Annotated in this window: 15 protein-coding genes and 1 tRNA gene; 8 read left to right on the top strand and 8 right to left on the bottom strand. The window is 73.1% G+C overall.

The window, feature by feature from the left end:
- Nucleotides 1–192: 192 nt before the first annotated feature.
- Genes DEJ31_RS00885 through DEJ31_RS00875 form a run of 3 tightly spaced genes read left to right on the top strand, consistent with a single transcriptional unit; the run spans nucleotide 193 to nucleotide 4207 of the window.
- Entirely contained in the window at nucleotides 193–1713 is a 1521-nt protein-coding gene (locus DEJ31_RS00885; RefSeq protein ID WP_111121000.1) for an aldehyde dehydrogenase, read from the top strand.
- The gene (gene rfaE2, locus DEJ31_RS00880) at nucleotides 1710–3299 is read left to right on the top strand and encodes a D-glycero-beta-D-manno-heptose 1-phosphate adenylyltransferase (RefSeq protein WP_111120999.1); all 1590 of its coding nucleotides are present in this window, start codon (nucleotides 1710–1712) and stop codon (nucleotides 3297–3299) included. The genes DEJ31_RS00885 and rfaE2 overlap by 4 nt, the downstream gene beginning before the upstream one ends.
- Complete coding sequence (locus DEJ31_RS00875) at nucleotides 3296–4207, top strand: glycosyltransferase family 2 protein (RefSeq protein ID WP_111120998.1); 912 nt, start codon at nucleotides 3296–3298, stop codon at nucleotides 4205–4207. The genes rfaE2 and DEJ31_RS00875 overlap by 4 nt, the downstream gene beginning before the upstream one ends.
- Before the next feature lie 35 nt (nucleotides 4208–4242).
- Here the strand turns inward: DEJ31_RS00875 and DEJ31_RS00870 are convergent, their stop codons facing one another.
- From DEJ31_RS00870 to DEJ31_RS00845, 6 genes are read right to left on the bottom strand one after another with little or no spacing between them, the layout of a single operon-like run.
- Entirely contained in the window at nucleotides 4243–4926 is a 684-nt protein-coding gene (locus tag DEJ31_RS00870; protein ID WP_258366057.1) for a TetR/AcrR family transcriptional regulator, read from the bottom strand.
- Nucleotides 4923–6974: a CocE/NonD family hydrolase gene (locus DEJ31_RS00865; protein ID WP_111120996.1), complete on the bottom strand. Its 2052-nt coding sequence runs from the start codon at nucleotides 6972–6974 to the stop codon at nucleotides 4923–4925. Before DEJ31_RS00865 ends, DEJ31_RS00870 begins: the two co-directional genes overlap by 4 nt.
- Nucleotides 6971–8818: an ABC transporter ATP-binding protein gene (locus DEJ31_RS00860; RefSeq protein ID WP_111120995.1), complete on the bottom strand. Its 1848-nt coding sequence runs from the start codon at nucleotides 8816–8818 to the stop codon at nucleotides 6971–6973. The genes DEJ31_RS00865 and DEJ31_RS00860 overlap by 4 nt, the downstream gene beginning before the upstream one ends.
- The gene (locus tag DEJ31_RS00855; RefSeq protein WP_111044167.1) at nucleotides 8815–9696 is read right to left on the bottom strand and encodes an ABC transporter permease; all 882 of its coding nucleotides are present in this window, start codon (nucleotides 9694–9696) and stop codon (nucleotides 8815–8817) included. The genes DEJ31_RS00860 and DEJ31_RS00855 overlap by 4 nt, the downstream gene beginning before the upstream one ends.
- The gene (locus DEJ31_RS00850; RefSeq protein WP_110902345.1) at nucleotides 9693–10736 is read right to left on the bottom strand and encodes an ABC transporter permease; all 1044 of its coding nucleotides are present in this window, start codon (nucleotides 10734–10736) and stop codon (nucleotides 9693–9695) included. Before DEJ31_RS00850 ends, DEJ31_RS00855 begins: the two co-directional genes overlap by 4 nt.
- Nucleotides 10733–12343 carry an ABC transporter substrate-binding protein gene (locus DEJ31_RS00845; protein ID WP_111120994.1) on the bottom strand — a complete coding sequence of 537 codons (1611 nt, stop codon included), beginning with the start codon at nucleotides 12341–12343 and terminating at the stop codon, nucleotides 10733–10735. The genes DEJ31_RS00850 and DEJ31_RS00845 overlap by 4 nt, the downstream gene beginning before the upstream one ends.
- Before the next feature lie 159 nt (nucleotides 12344–12502).
- Between DEJ31_RS00845 and DEJ31_RS00840 the strand changes: the two genes are divergently transcribed.
- The 3 genes from DEJ31_RS00840 to DEJ31_RS00830 are packed head-to-tail and all read left to right on the top strand — an operon-like array spanning nucleotide 12503 to nucleotide 14204.
- Complete coding sequence (locus DEJ31_RS00840) at nucleotides 12503–13096, top strand: molybdopterin-dependent oxidoreductase (RefSeq protein WP_110902347.1); 594 nt, start codon at nucleotides 12503–12505, stop codon at nucleotides 13094–13096.
- Entirely contained in the window at nucleotides 13093–13953 is an 861-nt protein-coding gene (locus DEJ31_RS00835; protein WP_309146918.1) for a ferredoxin reductase, read from the top strand. The genes DEJ31_RS00840 and DEJ31_RS00835 overlap by 4 nt, the downstream gene beginning before the upstream one ends.
- A complete protein-coding gene (locus DEJ31_RS00830) occupies nucleotides 13953–14204 on the top strand; it encodes a DUF6510 family protein (protein WP_111044169.1) in 252 nt (83 codons plus the stop codon). Before DEJ31_RS00835 ends, DEJ31_RS00830 begins: the two co-directional genes overlap by 1 nt.
- Nucleotides 14205–14491: 287 nt before the next feature.
- On the opposite strand, the gene DEJ31_RS00825 is transcribed toward DEJ31_RS00830, so the two are convergent.
- Nucleotides 14492–14563, bottom strand: a tRNA-Gly gene (locus tag DEJ31_RS00825).
- Nucleotides 14564–14686: 123 nt separating this feature from the next.
- Between DEJ31_RS00825 and DEJ31_RS00820 the strand changes: the two genes are divergently transcribed.
- Together DEJ31_RS00820 and DEJ31_RS00815 are read left to right on the top strand one after the other, a co-directional pair.
- Nucleotides 14687–16084, top strand: coding sequence for a serine hydrolase (locus DEJ31_RS00820; protein ID WP_258366056.1), 1398 nt, complete (start codon nucleotides 14687–14689; stop codon nucleotides 16082–16084).
- Between the two features lie 75 nt (nucleotides 16085–16159).
- Nucleotides 16160–17563: a M20/M25/M40 family metallo-hydrolase gene (locus DEJ31_RS00815; RefSeq protein WP_110902350.1), complete on the top strand. Its 1404-nt coding sequence runs from the start codon at nucleotides 16160–16162 to the stop codon at nucleotides 17561–17563.
- A 39-nt stretch (nucleotides 17564–17602) separates the two neighbouring features.
- Here the strand turns inward: DEJ31_RS00815 and DEJ31_RS00810 are convergent, their stop codons facing one another.
- The gene (locus tag DEJ31_RS00810) at nucleotides 17603–19498 is read right to left on the bottom strand and encodes a cellulose binding domain-containing protein (protein ID WP_111120993.1); all 1896 of its coding nucleotides are present in this window, start codon (nucleotides 19496–19498) and stop codon (nucleotides 17603–17605) included.
- Between the last annotated feature and the right edge of the window lie 5 nt (nucleotides 19499–19503).

Below are 19503 nucleotides of genomic sequence, written 5' to 3'. Positions count from 1 at the left end.
TCGTCCGACGCTGCCCGGTGTCCCGTCGCGCGTCCCTTCGTTCCTACCGACCGGAGCCGGTGCAGGTGCCGAGACCGCGGACCAGCTGCGTCCCGTGGACACCACGGCGCGACCCGTGGGCGCGTCCAGCAGGAGGAGTGCAGCGTGGGGAGCCCCGGTGTACGTGACCGGACCACCACGAGAAGGACGCACATGACGCTCGATGCCCCCACCACCACCGCTCCGTCGTCGGACGACTCGTCCGCGGACACGATCACGGTGCTCGATCCCGTGACCGGCGAGGTGGCCTCGGAGACCCGCCGGAGCACGGCGGACGAGGTGCGGGACGCGGTCGCGCGTGCGCGGGCAGCGGCGACCGGATGGGCCCGGACGGCTCCCGGTGAGCGTGGGGCGCTCCTCCGGGCAGCGGCCGAACGGCTCCGTGACCACGCCGACGAGCTCGCCGCGATGAACACCCGCGAGACCGGCAAGGTCCCGGGCGACGCCCTCGGCGGAGTCGAGGCCGGCATCAACACGCTCATCCAGTACGCCGAGCTCGGCCCCCTGCACCGCGGCGAAGCCCTGCGCGGCAACCACGGTGCCGCCGACTTCGCCGTCCCGCACCCCCGGGGCGTCGTCCTCGCCCTGACCCCGTGGAACGACCCGGTGGCCGTCGCGTGCGGGATCCTCGGCGCCGCGATCGCCGCCGGCAACACCGTCGTCCACAAGGGCAGCGAGCGGAGCCCGGGCACCATTTCACTGCTCAACCGCCTGCTCGCCGCCGAGCTTCCCGACGGCGTGCTCGTCGGCGTCGACGGTGACGCCACGACCGGTGAGCAGCTCCTGGCCGAGGACGGCATCGCCGTCTACGCCCACGTCGGTTCGACGGCGACAGGCGACCGTCTGGCCGAGGCCGCGCTCCGCACCCGCGCGCACGTCATCCGCGAGAACGGCGGCAACGACGCCGCCGTCGTGGACGCCGACATCGACCCCGTCTGGGCAGCCGACCAGGTCGCCCTCGGGGCCTTCGCGAACACCGGGCAGATCTGCACGAGCGTCGAGCGCGTCTACGTGCACCGCGACATCGCCGAGGAGTTCACCGCTGCCCTGGTACGTGCTGCCGAGCGCAAGACCGCGGCCGCGGCGGCGGACTTCGGCCCCCTGGTGGACGAGCGCCTCCGTGCGACCGTCCAGCAGCACGTCGACCAGGCCGTCGCCGCCGGCGCGCAGGTCCTGACCGGCGGGGCGGTCCCCGCGGGCACGGGCACCTTCTACCCGGCGACGGTGCTCACCGGCTGCACCGACGACATGCTCGTCCTCACCGAGGAGACGTTCGGCCCGATCGCCCCGATCCGCGTCGTCGAGGACATGGCCGAGGGGCTGCGCCTCGCCGCGGAGGACCGCTACGGCCTGGCCGCGACCGTCCTGACCGCCGACACCGCGACCGCGCTGCAGGCCGCGGCCGAACTGCCGGTCGGCACCGTGAAGGTCAACGCCGTGTTCGGCGGCGCACCCGGCGGCAGCGCGGAGCCGCGCGGCGCGTCGGGCTCCGGTTTCGGCTACGGCCCGCACCTGCTCGACGAGATGACGACGACCACGGTCGTGCACCTCGAGGCCGCCCCGCGACGCACGACGAGCTCGGCCGCCGCGAGCACCGGCACCGGCACGGCCGTCGACCCGTCCACCGCCGGCAGCCACGGCACCGACACCGCGACGGCCGAGGACGTCCGATGACCGCCGACGTCCGCATGGTCCGCCGCGTCGTCGACACGATCGCCGCGCGCCAGCCGGTCGTCGTGGTCGTCGGGGACGTCATCCTGGACCGCTGGACGGTCGGCGCAGCCGAGCGGGTCTCCCGCGAAGCCCCGGCCCCCGTGGTCCGCGTCACCGAGACGATCGCCGTCCCGGGAGGCGCGGCGAACACCGCGGTCAACGCCCGGGCCCTGGGTGCCGACGTCCGGATGGTCGCCCTGATCGGCGACGACGAGACCGGCCGGGTCCTGCGGGACCGCCTGGAGGCCGCCGGCGTCGACACCCGCTGGCTGGTCGCGGTGCCGGGCGCGACGACGACGAGCAAGGACCGGATCGTCGGTGGGGACCGTGTGGTCGTCCGGGTCGACGACCTGGCCGGGCCGCCGAGTGCGGCGGACACGGCCCTGCTCGCCGAGGCGACGGCAGCGGCGGTACAGGGACGCATCCCGGGCACCCCCGACACCATCGCCGGAGTCGACGGAGCCGCCGCCGCGGACGCCGTCGTGGTCTGCGACTACGACCTCGGCGTCGACGCCGCCGCGATCGTCCCCGTCCTCGAGCGGGACCGACCGACCACCGTGGTCGTCGACGCGCACGACCTCGGGCGCTGGCGTGCCCTGCAGCCGGACCTCGTCACGCCGAACGCCGGCGAGGCCGCCGCACTGCTCGGCCGCGACCTCGGCCAGGGTGCCGGACGTGCCGAGACCGTCGTCGCCGCTCGGGAAGAGGTCCTCACGGTCACCGGTGCGCGGAACGCCGTCGTGACGCTGGACCGCAACGGCACGGTCCTGCTCGAGGACACCACGGCCCCGGCCACCGACGTGCACCGCACCCGCGCGACCCCGGCTTCCGAGCAGCAGGCCTCCGGTGCCGGCGACACGTTCTGCGCCGCGGCCTCGGTCGCCCTCGCGGTCGGCACCCCCGTGCGCGAGGCCGTCTCGTTCGCTCAGGCAGCAGCCGACGTGGTCGTGCGCGAAGCCGGCACCTCCGTGTGCACCGCCGAGGCCCTGGTGGCGTCGGTGTCGGCTCCCGCCGAGACCGTCGTCGACCACGACCAGCTCGCCGACGCGGTCGAGGAGGCCCGGCGCGCCGGTCGTCGCATCGTCTTCACGAACGGGTGCTTCGACGTCGTCCACCGTGGGCACACGACGTACCTGCGGCAGGCGAGCGAGCTCGGCGACCTGCTCGTGGTGGCGCTGAACGACGACGACTCGGTCCGTCGCCTGAAGGGACCGGAGCGTCCGATCAACACGGCTGAGGACCGTGCCGGTGTGCTCGCCGCCCTGGCCTGCGTCGACCTGGTGACGGTGTTCGCGACCGACACCCCGATCCCGCTCATCGAGCGGATCCGCCCCGACGTCTACGTCAAGGGCGGTGACTACTCCCCCGAGATGCTCAGCGAGACCGAGGTGGTCCGCGCGCACGGTGGCGAGGTCGTCATGGTCGACTACGTCGCCGAGCACTCCACGAGCGCGGTCGTCCGCCGGATCCGCGAGACCGCGGCCGGCACCGGCACCGGCGCCGGAGCGCCGATGGGAGACCCGACCGCCGTGTCGGGGGACGCATGACGCGCGGCGCACGGTGGTCCGGCGAGTGGGGTCGACCGACCGCGGGCCCGGCGGTGGAGAGCGCCCCCGTCGACGTCGACGTCCTCGTCCCGACGGTCGGGCGCACCGCCGAACTCGCCGTGACCCTGGCCGGCCTGGCCGCCCAGACCGACGTCGCCTTCCGCCTCGTGCTCAGCGACCAGTCCGCGACGGGCGACGCCGTCGCACAGCCGGCGGTCGCCGCGATGCTCCGCGTCCTGGAGGCCCAGGGCCGGCCCGTCACGCTGCTCACCCACCCGGAGCGGCGCGGCCTCGCTGAGCACCGGCACTTCCTGCTCGCCAACGCCACCGCGGACGCCGTCCTGTTCCTCGACGACGACGTCTGGCTGGAACCCGGGTCCGTGCACCGGATGCTCGACGCCCTGCGCTCGCTCGGCACCGGCTTCGTCGGGAGCGCCGTCCAGGGCCTGTCGTACCTCGAGGACCGCCGCCCGCACGAGACCGCTCCGTTCGCGGTCTGGGACGGCCCCGTCGTTCCCGAGGTGGTGCGTCGCGGGACGCCCGGCTTCGACCGCTGGTCCCTGCACAACGCCGCGAACCTGGCCCACGTCGCTGCCGAGCTCGACGTCGAGCCGGGCGGCTGGCTGCCCTACCGGGTCGCGTGGGTCGGCGCCTGTGCGCTGTACGACCGGGCAGCGCTCGAGGCGGTCGGCGGCTTCGGGTTCTGGGAGACCCTGCCGATCGGGCACGCGGGCGAGGACGTGGTCGCGCAATGGCGGGTGATGGAGCGCTTCGGCGGCGCCGGCATCGTGCCGTCCGGGGCCGTGCACCTCGAGGCGCCGACGACGGTGACGGACCGCTCCGTCGACGCTCCCGACGTCGTGTTCGCCGACGAGTTCCCGCACGAGCAGGTCCAGCAACGACCCTGACGGCGTCTGCGCGGCCCCGACGGCGTCCCTTCCGGTCAGGCGGGGTCCGCCGCCGTGTCGCCGTCGAGCAACCTCCGGACCGCCACGCCGAGCTCCGCCATCAGGAACTGCCACATCCACTGCAGTGCCACCGCGTTCGTGAGTCCCGGCGCGTTCTGCGCGAGCTGCGTGGCGACGCCGTCGCTGTAGGCGGCGAGCTTCAGGGCGACGACCGACGCGTCGATGGGCTCAGCCTCGGGTCCGGTGGTGCCGGAGCGGAACGTGCCGTCCGCCAGCCCGCGGCGGATGATGCGCACGAGACACGACTCCCAGACGCGGATGCGCTGGGCGTACTCCTCGGCGACCTCGGGTCGGCGTGCCACCGCCGTCCAGTAGTCCGACCAGATCCGCCAGTGCTGCCGGACCTCCTCGCTGTCGTCGAACAGCGGCGCGACGAGCATCCGGAGGGCCGTGACCACGTCCGCCTCGGCGTCGGCAGCCACGACGATCGCGCCGTAGAACCGCTCCGTCTCGAGCACGACGACCTCGTTGAGGATCTCCGCGACGCTACCGAAGTGGTAGGTCACCGTCCCGACCGACACGTCGGCCTCGGCAGCGATGTCCCGGAGACCGGTCGCGCCCAGGCCCTTCCGGACGATGACGGTCCGCGCGGCCGCGACGATCATCGCCCGCCGCACCTCCGGACGCTGCCGGGGCTTCGTCGTACCGCCTCCGCTCACGCGGACGTCCTCGGCACGTCGTCGCGGAAGGTGTGTTCGGCAACGAGCTCCTCAGGTGCGTCCCGGTCGCCGTCGCGGGCCCAGGCGCGGACGGTGTTCACGACGTGGAACGCGTCGGCCGACGCCGTGACGCTCGAGGTCGTCTCGAGCCGGGCGGCCCACGACGCCTGCTCGAGGCCGATCGACCAGCGGGACCGGGCGCTGGCCGAGGTCGGGTCGTCGGTCCGGATGCGGTAGGTCTCCCGCGCGTCCTCGCGGAACACGAGACCGTCCGGGTAGACGCGTCCACCGCCGTACCCGGGGTCGACGTCGAGCGCCCACTCCCCGGTCTCGACGTCGTGCGTGACGGTCCGCTGCGGGAGCGGCTCCGACGGTGCGACCCGGGCGATCGCGAGCGGCGTGGAGCGCTGGGGTGCCTCGAAGCCGACCCCGTCATCGTCACTGCGGGTCCAGACCGGCAGCGTGACCGTGCTCGCGGCGGGGTCGAGGACCACCGTCGCCGTCGTGCCGTGCGGCCACACCCACGGCCAGTAGGAGGTCGACACGGCGAGCCGCAGGCGGTGTCCGGCGACGAACCGGTGGCCGGTGGACACGAGCCGGACCGGCAGCGTCGCCGGCGTGCCCGGGACGAGCGGATCGGACCGGTCCATGCCGTCCCGCCGCGCCGCGTTGAGCACCCCGCGGGTGACGAGGGTCGAACTGCCGTCCGGTGCGACGTCGCAGAGCCGGACGGTGACCGTCGCGCGCGCCTGGTCGCTGACGACGGACAGGTCGACCAGGACGTTGCCGAGCAGGTCGAACGAGTCCTCGACGGGCAGGTCGAAGCACACCGAACGTCCGTCCTCGGCACGCTGGTCCGGCGGCAGGTCCGTCGCGTTGCCGAAGGGGAAGAACCGCCCGGCGTCGACCCCGGTCTCCTGTGGGGAGGCGACGACGACGAGGCCGTCGGCTCCGCCGCGGAACCGGTCGAGCGGCAGCACGCGCGGGTCGGTGTCCGGGGAGGGCCACGACGTCGCGCCGACCCAGCGCCCGGTCCGCGCGGCGTAGTACGTCGCCGGCGGCTCGGGGTCGTTGATCCACGCGCGGAGGGCCGGCTCGCGCTCGACGCCGGTGTCGACCCCGCGCAGCCACCGATCCCACCACCGGAGCGACTCCTGCAGGAACCCGATCGACGGCCCGGGTGCGAGCCCGCGGTCCGGGTACTGGTGCGACCACGGCCCGACGATGCCCTTCACGGGGGCGCCGACGTGCTCCACCAGCCGGAGCACGGCGTCCCGGTACGGGTCCGCCCAGCCGCCGACGGCGAGCACCGCGGCGCTGATCGAGCCGTACTCCTCGGCCGCGCTGCCGTGCCGCCAGTAGTCGTCACGCTCCTGGTGGGCCAGCCACACCGGGGTCATCGGTCGGTTCGACGCCAGGCGCTGCCGCCACTGCTCCACCCAGGACCCGCCGACCACCTCGGGCCGCGGCGGCCGGGAGTTGAACGCGAACATCGTCGCCCCCCACGCGGCCATGTCGATGCCGAGCACGGCCCCGCCGACGTAGTGCACGTCGTTGTCGTACCGGTCGTCCGTCGAGCACACCGTGACGATCGCCTTGAGGGCCGCCGGGGCACGGGCCGCGAGCTGCAGCGCGTTGAACCCGCCCCACGAGATGCCGAACATGCCGACGGCCCCGGTCGACCACTCCTGCGCGGCCAGCCAGGCGATCACGGCCTCGCCGTCACGGAGTTCCTGCTCGCTGTACTCGTCGTCGAAGAACCCGTCGGAGGAGCCGGTCCCGCGGATGTCGACACGGACCGAGGCGTACCCGCGCGCGGCGAACCAGGGGTGCCGCTCGGAGTCCCGCGGCGCCGTCCAGTCGTCGAGCCGGTACGGCAGGTACTCGAGCAGCACGGGGACGCGGGCGTCCCGGCCAGCGGCGGCAGGTGCCCAGATGCGGGTGTGCAGGCGCACCCCGTCCGGCATCGGGATCCACTCGTCGCGGACCTCGACGCCGTCGCGCAGTCCCACCGGCACCCCGATCGCCGTGAACGTGCCGTCGGTCATGCGTCCTCCCAGTTCCGGATCCGGTGCCCGTCCCCGTGGTCGGTCCAGCCGTCGGCGTGCCCCCAGTGCTGCACCCCGTCGTCGACGTCCGGCAGGTCGGTGACACCGGGTTCGAGCGTCGCGGCGAGCAGGGTCCGCGTGTACGGGTGGTTCGGGCCGGTGAAGACCCGCTCGGTCGGTCCGATCTCGACGATCCGGCCGCCGGTCATCACGGCGACGCGGTCGGCGACGCCGCGGACCACGGCGAGGTCGTGGCTGATGAACAGGCAGCTCAGGCCGTTCTCGCGCTGCAGGTCGGCCAGGAGCGCGAGGATGCCGGCCTGGACCTGCACGTCGAGCGCGGTGGTGATCTCGTCGGCGATCACGAGTCGGGGTCCGGCGGCCAGCGCCCTGGCGATGCCGACACGCTGCCGCTGGCCGCCCGAGAGCTGCCCCGGCAGGCGGCCCGCGAACTCCGGGCCGAGCCCGACCTGGGTCAGCAGGTCGGCCACCCGGTCGCGCGAGGACGACCCGGTGAACAACCGGAGCGGCCGGGCGATCGCGGCACCGACCGTGCGTCGGGGGTTGAGCGAGGTGTCGGCGTTCTGGAACACGAGCTGCACGGCGCGGCGCAGCTCCGGGGACCGAGCGGCGACCGGCTGGCGCAGGTCACCGGTCGCGGTCCCGTCGGCGTAGGTGAAGGTGCCCGACTCGGCCGGCACCAGACCCGCCATCGCCGTCGCGAGCGTGGACTTGCCGCTGCCCGACTCGCCGACGACGGCGAGCGTCTCGTGGGCGCCGATCTCGAAGGACACCCCGTCGACCGCGGCCGGCAGGCCGCGTCCGTACCGGACGACCAGGTCGCGCGCGGTCACGACGGGCCGGCCGGGAGGCTCGGTGCGCGCAGGCGCGTCGGTGACCGTCTCTGGGACGGTGGGCTCCGGGACGGTGGTCCGGCGGTCGTGGTGGTTTGGGCCTCCCCCCACCGGCACGGCCGACCCGCCGCTGGCGCGTCGGTCCGGAACCGGCGGCGTGGGCCCAGAGCGGGCCCCACCGTCGGGGACCGCTGCCAACAGGGCGCGTGTGTACTCGTGGTGCGGGTCGGCGAAGAGCGCCGCGGTGTCGCTGTGCTCGACGACCTCGCCGTCGCGCATCACGGCGATCTCGTCGGCCATCGCCGAGACCACGCCGAGGTCGTGGCTGACGAGCAGGACGGCCATGCCGAGCTCGCGGCCCAGGTCGGCGACGAGGTCCAGGACGGCCGCCTGCGTGACGACGTCGAGCGCCGTCGTCGGTTCGTCGAGCACGAGCACGCGGGGGCGGGCGGCGACGGCCATGGCGATCGCGACGCGCTGCTGCTGGCCGCCGGAGAGCTGGTGGGGGTAGCGGCGGACGATCGTGTCCGGATCGGGCAGCCGGACGAGCCGGACTAGCTCGGCGAGGCGCTCCGGGGAGTCCGGCTCGCCGTGCGCGCGGAGGGCCTCGCGGATCTGGGCGCCGACGCGCATCGACGGCGTCAGGGCCTGCCCGGCGTTCTGGGCCACGACCGAGGCGGTCCCGCCGCGGAGCGCCCGGGTGGCCGACGGCGACAGGGCGAAGACGTCCTGGCCGGCGACGACGACGGAGCCCCGCACGATGCGGGACCCGGTGCGCAGGTGTGCGAGGAGGGTCCGGGCGACCGTGGACTTGCCACTGCCGGACTCGCCGACCAGGCCGAGGGTCCGGCCGGCTGCGATGGTGAAGGAGACGCCGCGGACGACGGGGACCTCGGTGCGTCCCGCTGCGTACGAGATCGCGAGGTCCTCGACCCGCACGGCGGGGGCGGTGCCGGTCGGGTTGCCGGTGGTCGGGGTGCTCGGGCTCATGCGCGGGTCGCTCCCTGCGTTGCACGGTCGACGCCGAGCGACTTGCTCAGCCCGTCCGCGGCGAGGTTCAGGCCGATCACGAGCGTCGCCAGCGCCACGATGGGTACAAGCGTGCCGAGCGGCACGACGGTCACTGCGGTCCGGTTCTCCTGCACCATGAGGCCCCAGTCCGGCGTCGGCGGGTTCGCCCCGAACCCGAGGAAGGACAGCGACGCCACCAGGAGCACGATCCACGACGCTCGCATCGCGTACTCGACGAGCACGACGTCGAGCACGTTCGGCAGGATCTCGCGGAACACGATCGACAGCGGCTTCTCGCCGCGGGCGCGGGCTGCGGTGACGTAGTCCTGCGTGATCACGGTGCGGGCGGCACCGCGGACGACCCGGGTGACGGCTGGCGCGTACACGACGGTGACGGCGAGGACGATGACCCACAGTCCGGCGTCGAAGACGGTCACCACGACGAGCAGGGCCAGGATCGACGGCACGCTCAGCAGCGCGTCGACGACCCGCATCACGACCTCGTCGAACCAGTTGTCGGCGTACGCGGTCACTGCGCCGAGCACGGTCCCGACCGCGACGGCGATGGTCGTCGCCAGGAAGGTCACGAGCAGTGCGTACCGGCCCCCGTTCAGCGTGCGGGACAGGATGTCCCGGCCGTACTGGTCGGTGCCGAGCCAGTGGGTCCACTCGGGGCCGGCGAGCACGTTCGCGGAGTCCGTGGCGACGGGGTCGTGCACGCCGATCACGGGGGCGAGGAGGGCGAGCACGAGGTGGAGCGCGATGAGCCCGAGGCCGACGGCGAGGGCGGTCGAACTGCGGAGCGGCGCGACGGCGGCGCCGATGACGCTCCGGGAGCGCGGGGCGACGGCGGTCATGCGGAGACCTTCCCTTCGGGTGCGTCGACGGCTGCCGACGGCTGGACGGGTGCGCGTCGTCGTGCCGGTGGTCGGACGCGGGTCCGGCGCTGCCGGGTGCGCAGCCGTGGGTCGAGCGCGAGCGCCACCAGGTCCGCGGCGAGGTTGCAGACGACGTAGACCACGGCGCTGAGGAGCGCGATCGCCTCGATCGTCGGCAGGTCCCGGTTGAAGACGGACTCGAGCATGAGCTTGCCCATCCCCGGGTAGTTGAAGACGTTCTCCACGACCACCACGCCGCCGAGCAGCCACGCGACATTGAGCGCGACGACGGTGAGCGTCGGGAGCAGCGCGCTCGGCACGGCGTGCTTCCACACCACCCGGCGCATGGTCAGGCCCTTGAGCTCAGCGGTCGTCACGAACTCGGACGCCATCACGTCGATGGTCGAGGACCGGGCGGTGCGCACGATGTAGGCCGCCATCGCCAGGGTGAGCACGATGATCGGCAGCCAGATCGTCGGCAGCAGCTCCCCCACGGTGGCGTCGCTGCCGCGCAGGACCACGGCCGGGAACAGCGGGATGCCGATCGCGAACAACAGCACGAGCACCGTCGCGACCATGAACTCGGGGACGCTCATCACGACCAGGCTGACGATCGAGACGACCCGGTCGGTCGGACGCCCGCGGCGCACGCCGGCGAGGACCCCGAGCGTGAGCGAGACCGTCACGCCGACGAGCATCGCGGGCACGGCGATGAGCATGCTGTTGCGGAACGCGGTGAAGAGCGTCGGTCCGACGGGCTCCCCGCCGACGAGGGAGGTGCCGAAGTCACCGTGCACCGCACCGACGAGCCACTGGCCGTAGCGGAGCCACACGTTCTGGTCGAGCCCGAGCGTCTGGCGGAGCTGCTTGACGGCCTCAGGGGTGGCGTTCTGCCCGAGGAGCTGCTGGGCCACGTCGCCGGGCAGGGCCTGCACGGCGAGGAACACGAACAGGGACGCCAGGACCACCGTCAGCAGGGCGATGCCGATACGCCGGAGCACGGGGAGGAGGACGTTCATCGGGCCAGTCCGATCTTCAGGTAGTCGAACTCGAAGCCGAACTCCGCGTAGTTGACGACGTCCCGGGACAGCCCGACCAGGCGGTCGCCGAACATCGGGGTCATGTCCGCCCCGTCCCGGACGACGAGCCGCTGCGCGTCCTGGTAGAGCGTCAGCCGCTTGGCGTCGTCCATCTCGGCACGGGCGTCGTCGAGCAGGGCGTCGAACGTCGGGTTCGACCACGCGCTCTCGTTGTACGACGAGCCGGAGCGGAAGATCTGGTTGAGCAGCTGGTCGATCGGCCGCCCGGTGAAGAAGTAGCTCACCATGAGGGGCTTCTGCATCCAGATCTGCGTGTAGTAGGAGTCCGCCGACGCGTTCTTGACGGTCAGGTCGATGCCGGCGGCCTTGACCTGGTCGCGGTAGGCGACGGCCAGGGGCGTGAAGACCGACTCGTAGGCCGACGTGTGGATGGCAGCCTGGAACCGCTCGTGGCCGGCCCGCTTGAGCAGGCTCCTGGCCTTGTCCGGGTCGACCTCGCGCGGTTCGTCGAGGAACGCGGCAAGCTGCGGCGGGACCGGGTTGTCCCAGCCGGGCGCCCCCGTGCCCTGGACGGCGGTGTCGACGATCTTCCTCGGGTCGTACGCCAGCTTCATGGCCTGTCGCACCAGTGGGTCGGAGAACTCGTCGCTCGTCGCGAGCATCGGCATCGTGTACCACTGCGCGTTCACGACCCGGGCGACGGTGGCGCGCTGGGACGCGGCGACGACACGGGCGGTCGCGAAGTCGAGGTTCGTCTGCGAGATCAGGTCGATCTGGCCGGCGAGCAGGGCGTTCACCCGCGCGGTGGTGTCCTGGATCGAGAAGAAGTCGATGCCGTCGAGGGCCGGGCGGCCGGCGAAGTGGTCGTCGAACGCCTCGATGCTGCCGGTGCCCGCCGGTGTGAAGGACGAGAGCCGGAACGGTCCCGTGCCGATGCCGGTGCGACCGATCGTCCCGATGGCCGCCGCCGGCACGATGTAGCACTGGTACGCCGTCAGGAGCGACGGGAACTCGGCGTTCGGTTTCGTCAGTTCGAACCGCAGCGTGTACGGGTCGACCGCGCGCATCGAATCCGCGGTCATCACCTCGCCGAGCACCCCCGCCTGGGGCGACGCCGTCTTCTCGTCGAGGATGTGCCGGATGCTCGCGATGGCGTCGTCCGCGGTGAAGCGGGAGCCGTCGTGGAACCGGACCCCGCGGCGCAGGTGGAACGTCCACACGGTGCCGTCGGCGTTCCCCGACCACTCGCGGGCCAGGTCGGGGACGGTCTGGCCGGACTCGTCGAGCTTGACCAGCCGGTTGTAGAGCGCGCCGAGGTACTCGTACGCGGAGAGGGAGCTCGCTGAGTCGAGGGTCTCGGCAGCCGAAGCAGCAGGTCGCGCGATGCGCAGGCGGCCGCCGCGACGGGCGACGCCGGTCGCTGCCTGCTCCGGGATGGTGGTGGCACCCGCGCCGGAACTGCAGCCGGTGAGCGTGAGCAGGCCGAGGCCGGCGAGCCCTGCGGCGCCGGCGAGGACGGTCCGCCGGCTCGGCCCCTGGTGGGCGGCCTCGGGACGGCCGAGGTCTGATCGGACGATGGTCTGCATTCGGGGTGACCCCTCCTGGTAATCGTTCCGGTGAACGATAGGGGGCATCGCAGCCGACCGCCAGTCCGACGGCGCGGAACCAGCACGCTCGTCACACGACCGTCACACGCGGGCGACCCGCGCAGGCCATGATGGGAGGCGACACCGACGAGGAGTGACATGGCCACCTTCACCCGCGGGTTCGGCGGACGCCGCCGCGACGCCGACGACAGCAAGATCCCGCCCGGGCAGACCCTGGTGCACGACTGGCCGGTGCTCTCCGCCGGCGCCACACCCGAGATCGAGCCCTCCGAGTGGAGCTTCTCGATCCGCACCGAGTCCGGCCTGCACTCGTGGACGTGGGACGAGGTCCGAGCACTCGGGCTGGAGGACATCACCGTCGACATCCACTGCGTCACGCACTGGACGAAGCTCGGCATGGCCTGGCGCGGGGTACCCCTCGACAAGCTGTTCGCCGACATCGAGACGTCGCTCGACTTCTGCATGGTGCACAGCTTCGGCGGCTACACCACGAACGTGCCGCTCGACGAGCTGCTCGAGGGGCAGGCGTGGATCGCGTTCGAGGCGGACGGCGAACCCCTCACCCCCGAGCACGGCGGCCCCGCACGGCTGCTCGTCCCGCACCTGTACTTCTGGAAGAGCGCGAAGTGGGTCCGCGGCATCGTGATGCACGCCGAGGACGAGCCCGGGTTCTGGGAGAACGCCGGCTACAACATGCACGGCGACCCGTGGAAGGAAGAGCGGTACTGGTGAGCCTCTCCACCGCCGACGGTACCCCCGGCCTGGAGGCCCGTCCCCCGTCCGCCCGGCCGGACCGGCCCGGTGCCGCACCGGCCGGGCCCGGTGTCGCCCCCGTCCGCCCGCTCCGGCGTCCCGCCTGGCACGCCGCCACGGTGGCGTCGGTGTCCCCGGAGACGCCGAACGCCCGACGCCTGGTGCTGGACGTGCCGACCTGGCCGGGCAACGACCCCGGGCAGCACCTGGACCTGCGGCTCACGGCGGAGGACGGCTACCAGGCCACCCGGTCCTACTCGATCGCTTCCTCCGGCGACGACCCGCGGGTCACGCTCGCGGTGGACCGGGTCGAGGACGGCGAGGTGTCCCCGTTCCTGGTCGACGCCGTCGAGGTCGGGGACGCGCTCGAGGTGCACGGGCCCCTCGGCGGGTGGTTCGTCTGGCGTCCGGGCCCCGCGGCGTCCGAGCCGCGCCCGGTGCAGCTGATCGCCGGTGGGTCGGGCATCGTGCCGCTCCTGCCGATGGTCACCGCGCACGCAACCGCCGGCGATCCGTCACCGTTCCGGATGCTCTACGCCGTCCGGACCCCGGAGGACGTCTTCTTCCGGCAGGAACTGGAAGCAGCGGTGACCGCGGCCGAGCACGCACCGTTCGTCCTCGACATCGTCTACAGCCGCCGGGTGCCGGACGGCGTGACGACCCCGGCCGGACGACTGACCCGGGAACGGTTGGCGGCGGCGGTCCTGCCGCCCGAGGCCGGGGCCCTGGTGTACGTGTGCGGCTCGACACCCTTCGTCGAACAGGTGCTGCGGTGGCTCGGTGAACTCGGCCACGACACCACCGAGGTGCGTGCGGAACGGTTCGGAGGCTCGTGATGACGCTCGTCGACGGCAACGCCCTGGCCGGGGACCTCGCCGAGGTGCTCGGGGGCGACGCGACGTCCGCCCGGTTGCGCTGTTCGGGCTGCGGGACCACGGGCCTCCTGGCGGTGACCCGGGTCCATCGGACGGCGATGGGGAGTGTCGCCCGCTGCCGTGGGTGCGACACGGTGCTCGTGACCGTCGTCGACACCGGCGCGTCGCTGTGGGTCGGCATGCCGGGCACGAGAGCCGTCGCGACAGCCTGAGCCCGCCGCGCAAGTCGACAGGCCGATGGGCGGCGGATCGTGCGGGAAGCCGCACGACCCGCCAGCGGGACCCTCCCGCTGGCCCTGCTGCTCCGAAGAGATCTCCGGGCCCGCGTCCGGACCACCCATCCGGGGGCCACGACGAGGCGACGGTGCCTCCACGCCGGCGGGCGCGGGGACCCGAACCCTGCGCCCGCTGACGTGCTCGTCGCCACTGACGTGCTCGTCGCCCACCGACGACAGAACCCCCCGACCGATCGGCCGAGGGGTTCTGGTTCTGCGTTCCGAGCGGATGACGAGATTCGAACTCGCGACCCTCACCTTGGCAAGGTGATGCGCTACCACTGCGCCACATCCGCACGCTGCCCACCGGGGTGACCAACAGCGACCACTGTACCCGACGACCGGCGTGATCCGGGCCTCCTGTCCGGATGTCGGGCGCGCCGGACGTCGCCAGCGACGACCGGACTAGGGTCTGCTCCGTGACGACGACGTTCCGACGCAACTCCCCGTCCGCCCTCGGCATCGACGCGACCGGGCTCGACCGCCTGGTCTCCGCGCTGGAGGGCGCGGACGGCGTCGAGCCGCACAGCCTCATGGTCCTCCGGCACGGCGAGGTCGCGGCTGAGGGCTGGTGGGCCCCGTTCGCCGCCGACCGGGCGCACCTGCTCTACTCGCTGAGCAAGAGCTTCACCGCCGCAGCCGTCGGCATCGCCGTGCGCGCGGGGCTGATCGACCTGGACGACACGGTCGTCAGCCACTTCCCCGAGCTCGACGCCGAGGTGACCGACGAGCGCACCCGGCGGATGCGGGTCCGGCACCTGCTGGCGATGGCGAGCGGACACCGCACCGAGACCATCGACCGGGCGGAGGCGATCGACCCGACGAACACCGTCCGCGGGTTCCTGCTCCTCCCGCCCGACGAGGAGCCCGGCAGCGTCTTCGCCTACAACCAGCCGTGCACGTACACCCTCGGCGAGATCGTCCGGCGGATCAGCGGGACATCGCTCCTCGAGTACCTGCGTCCGAGGCTGTTCGCGCCGCTCGGCATCGACGACTTCGCGTGGCGGCGAGACGACTCCGGCGCGGAACTCGGGTACAGCGGCGGCTACACGACCACCGACGCGGTCGCCGCACTCGGCCAGCTGTACCTGCAGCGCGGGGTGTGGGACGGGCAGCGTCTGCTCGACGAGGACTGGGTCGACCAGGCCACCAGCGTCCGGGTCGCCAACCCCGACGAGGAGAACCCGGACTGGTCGGCGGGCTACGGGTTCCAGTTCTGGATGGCGCGGCACGGCTTCCGCGGCGACGGCGCCTACGGCCAGTTCTGCGTCGTCCTGCCCGAACACGACGTCGTGGTGGTGATGACCGGCCAGAGCCCCGACATGCAGGCCGTCCTCGACGCGGTGTGGGAACACCTGTTGCCGGCGATCGACCGGCAGGGGGCCGAGACTGCCGACGCGGCCCTGCGCGAGCGACTCGCCCGGCTCGCACTCCCCCCGCTCGCCGGTGACGCGCTCGGCGTGCTCGGCGCGCTGCCCGAGGGCGCCTTCTCCGCCGCGTCCGGGTCGACGGGCGTCGGAGCCGGACTGGAGGCCCTGCACCTGACCCAGGACGCCGAGCGCGGGTGGGTACTCACCCTCCGCGACGCCTCCGGCGAGGTCACGGCCCCGGTCCGCGACGGCACGTGGGCGGTCTCCGGTTCGACGGCGACCAGCGGCGGACGCTCCGGTGACGTCGTGTCGATCGACGTCCGGTTCGTGGAGACACCGCACCTGCTGCACGTCCGGTGCGACCTGGCTGCGGGCACCGCCGCGGCGAGGTGGGAGACGGAGCCGCTCCACGACGGCATCGTGACGCTGCGCCGCCCGATCGACTGAGCGTACCTCCGGACGAAGTCCTGTGTGCGCGGATCCGGAGTTGCCTCCGACCGTCCGGTCCCTACGGTCGGACTGGTGGAACACGGAACGGACAGCGGCGAGGCGGACGTCACCACGAGCCTCCAGGCCGCGCAGGACACGATCATCGACCAGTTGTCGGAGTGGGTGCGGATCCCGTCCGTCGCCTCGCAACCGGAGCGGGCGCTCGACGTCGAGCGCTCCGCGCGGTGGCTCGCCGGCGCGATGCGCGAGGTGGGACTCCGGACCGAGGTGCTGCGGGCCGGACCGTCGCCCGCGGTGTACGGCGAGTGGCTGGTCGACCCGTCGCTGCCGACCGTCCTGGTCTACAGCCACCACGACGTCCGGCACGCGAAGCCCGAGGAGTGGATGGAGACGGCGCCGTTCGCACCCGTGCTCCGCGACGGCCGACTGTACGGCCGCGGCGCGTCGGATGCGAAGGGGCAGGTCATCGCACACCTCTGGGCGCTGCGGGCACACCTGGGGACCCGGGACGACGGCCAGCCGGCGGTGAACCTCAAGTACCTCGTCGAGGGCGAGGAAGAGCTCGGGTCGTCGCACTTCGCCGCGCTGCTCGAGAGCGACCCGGAGCGGTTCGCTTGCGACGTCGTCGTCTTCTCGGACACGCTGCAGTGGAAGAGCGGCAACCCGGCGGTCGTCACCTCGATGCGCGGCATGACCGGAGCCACCCTGACCGTTACCGGCCCGGCTCGAGACGTGCACAGTGGGGCGGTGTCCGGTCCGGCGCCCAACCCGGTGCACGCGCTCGTCTCGGTGCTCGCGGCGATGCACGACGACGAGGGTCGCATCGCCATCCCGGGGTTCCTCGACGACGTCGACGAGCTCACCGAGGAGCGGCAGCAGGAGCTGCGTGACCTGGACTTCGACACCGACGTGTGGCTCGAGCGGACCGAGACCCGGAGCGTCGTCGGCGAGCCCGGACACACGATCGAGGAGCGACTCTGGGCGCGCCCGTCGATCGAGGTCCTGACGCTGCTCGCCGGCGACCCCACCGGGTTCCCCCGGGCCGTCATCCCCAGCGAGGCCACCGCGGAGATCAGCATCCGGACGGTCCCCGGTCAGCACGTCGCCCGTGTCGCCGAGCAGTTGCGGGCCTTCGTCGCTGAGCAGATGCCGGACGGGGTGACCTACGAACTCGACATCCCGGAGGAGTCCGGCCAGGACCCCTACGTCACACCGTCCGGTCCGGCCGCCGAGGCCCTGGTCCGAGCGATGGAACGGGGGCACGGCACCGAGACCGCGGGACGGATGGGGAATGCCGGCGGCGGACCCGCGGAACTGCTCGGACGGGTGCTCGACGCTCCGGTGCTGTTCATCGGGACGGGGCTGCCGGAGGACCACTGGCACTCGAGTGACGAGAGCATCGAGGTGCAGATGCTGCTGGACGGGGCGGCCTCGATCGCGTTCCTGCTCGAGGAACTCGCCGACGCGTTGCGGTGACGGGCCGCGTGCCGCCGCTGTCGGTGCCGCTCCGCCTGCTCAGCGTGTCGCGCCGGTGACCACCGCATGCGCGAACGACCACTGCGCGTCCCGGACCCCGGAGCACATGTAGGCGCCGATGGACGGGTCGCAGGGCTGGTCGCGGGTGGCCTCCCAGTAGGACAGCACCTCGATGCCGTTCGCCACAGACCAGGCCGCCAGGTCCTGGGCATCCGTGCGGGTGAAGACCTCGCCGGTGTCGTTCAGACCGACCATCGGGGTGATGCCGATCATCGACAGTCGGGCCGGAGCGCTGAGCGCGGCGTAGGCGGGGATCGTGGCGAGCTGGCTCGCGGTCGCCAGGGCGGCGGACTCCGCGGCCGCACCCATCGGCTGGGCCCCCTGTCCGTAGTCCATCGCCATGAGGTTCACGGCGACCGGACGGACACCGGCGACGGCGAGCCCCCGGACGGCGGCGACGCCCTCGCCGAGGAGTCCGGTCGGCATCACCGGCAGGGTGAGCGAGACGTCGAGGTGGCGTCCCTTCGCGGCCTGCGCGGCGACGACCCCGGCGATCGCCGTCGCACGGCGCTGGTTGGCCGCCGTGTCGCCGAGCGCCGTGCCCTCGATGTCGAGGTCGATCCGGTCGACGCCGAACCGGTCGACGACCTGCTGGTAGGCGGCCTGCAGCTTCACCGGGTCGGTGCACCGCAGGGCGAGCTCGCTGTTCACCGCGCCGCCGAACGACACCACGACCTGGCCGCCGCTCGCCTGGAACGCGGCGATGTTCGCGTGGAAGTCCTGCGGGCCGCCGATCCGGTAGGCGTCGAAGCCGGCCCAGGCCGGCGTGCAGGCGCTGCCGCCGTTGTCCGACACGACGAACGCCAGCGTGAAGGCACGCATGCCGGTCTGCGCCGCGAAGGCCCGCAGGTCGGCGGTCGGCCACAGCCCGAGGTCGACGTACGGGGCGATCAGGGTCCGACCGGCACGGGGCTGTGTCAGGGGTGCCGGGACCGCGATCGGCGCAGGCGCGGGGGTGCTCGTGGCCGGCGTGCCGGACGGGCCGCCGCTCACCGTGCAGGCGACGTCCGTGCCGGTGGGCAGGTCGAGCACGGTGCACCCGGTCGGGACGACACCGGCGCCGCCTGCGGTCTTCGAGGTGAGCCCGAACGACGTTGCAGCTCCGGCGTCGAGCGAGCGGGCGTAGGACGGGGCGGACGCGATGAAGCCGCCGGTCGTGGCACTCGCGGTGGCGTCCCAGATCGTGTCGACGGTGGCGGCGTAGGTGAACCGGATCCGCCACGGAGCCAGACGCAGAGCGGTCCGGTTCGTCACGCTGACCGAGGACTGGCTGCCGGTCGTCCAGGTGGCGTTGTCCAGCCAACCGACCGCGACCGTGCCGTCCCGCCCGGTGGCCGGCTTCGGCGTGGGAGCGGGCGTCGGTGCTGACGCCGGCGTGGGCGTCGGTGTCGGTGTCGGCGTTGCCGGGGGCTTGCCCGGCGTCGCCACTCCACCGTTGACCGAGCACGGCAGGGCCGCTCCGATGACCGTGCAGGAGGTCGGCACCGTCGTCGCCTTCGCGACCTTCCGCGAGTCGATCCGGAAGGACGCCGTCGCACCCTTGGCTATGTCCGGTCGTGCCGTCACCCCGGCGACCGTGAGCGACCCCTTCGCGCTCGAGACCTTGCGGACGTCGCGGAACGTCCGCGCGTCGGACGCGTACGCGAACTCGATCGTCCATCCACGCCAGGTGGCACCGGACCCGTTCGTGACACCGACCGTGGAACGGAAGCCGGTGGCCGTCACGGCGCTGTTCTTCCACGACACGGACACCTTCGGACTCGCCGCTGCGAGGGCCGGCACCGCGGTGACCGTCGTCGCGCTCACCGTGGTCGCGAGCATCGCCAGGAGCACCGCCGCGGGCAGGAACCGCCGCATCGGGGTCGGACGCCGCATGGTGC

Origin of the sequence: Curtobacterium sp. MCPF17_031, from assembly GCF_003234035.1 — a bacterium.
Taxonomy (GTDB): Bacteria; Actinomycetota; Actinomycetes; order Actinomycetales; family Microbacteriaceae; genus Curtobacterium.
Note: the sequence above shows the minus strand (reverse complement) of the source record. Positions and strands in the feature narration are given on the sequence as shown.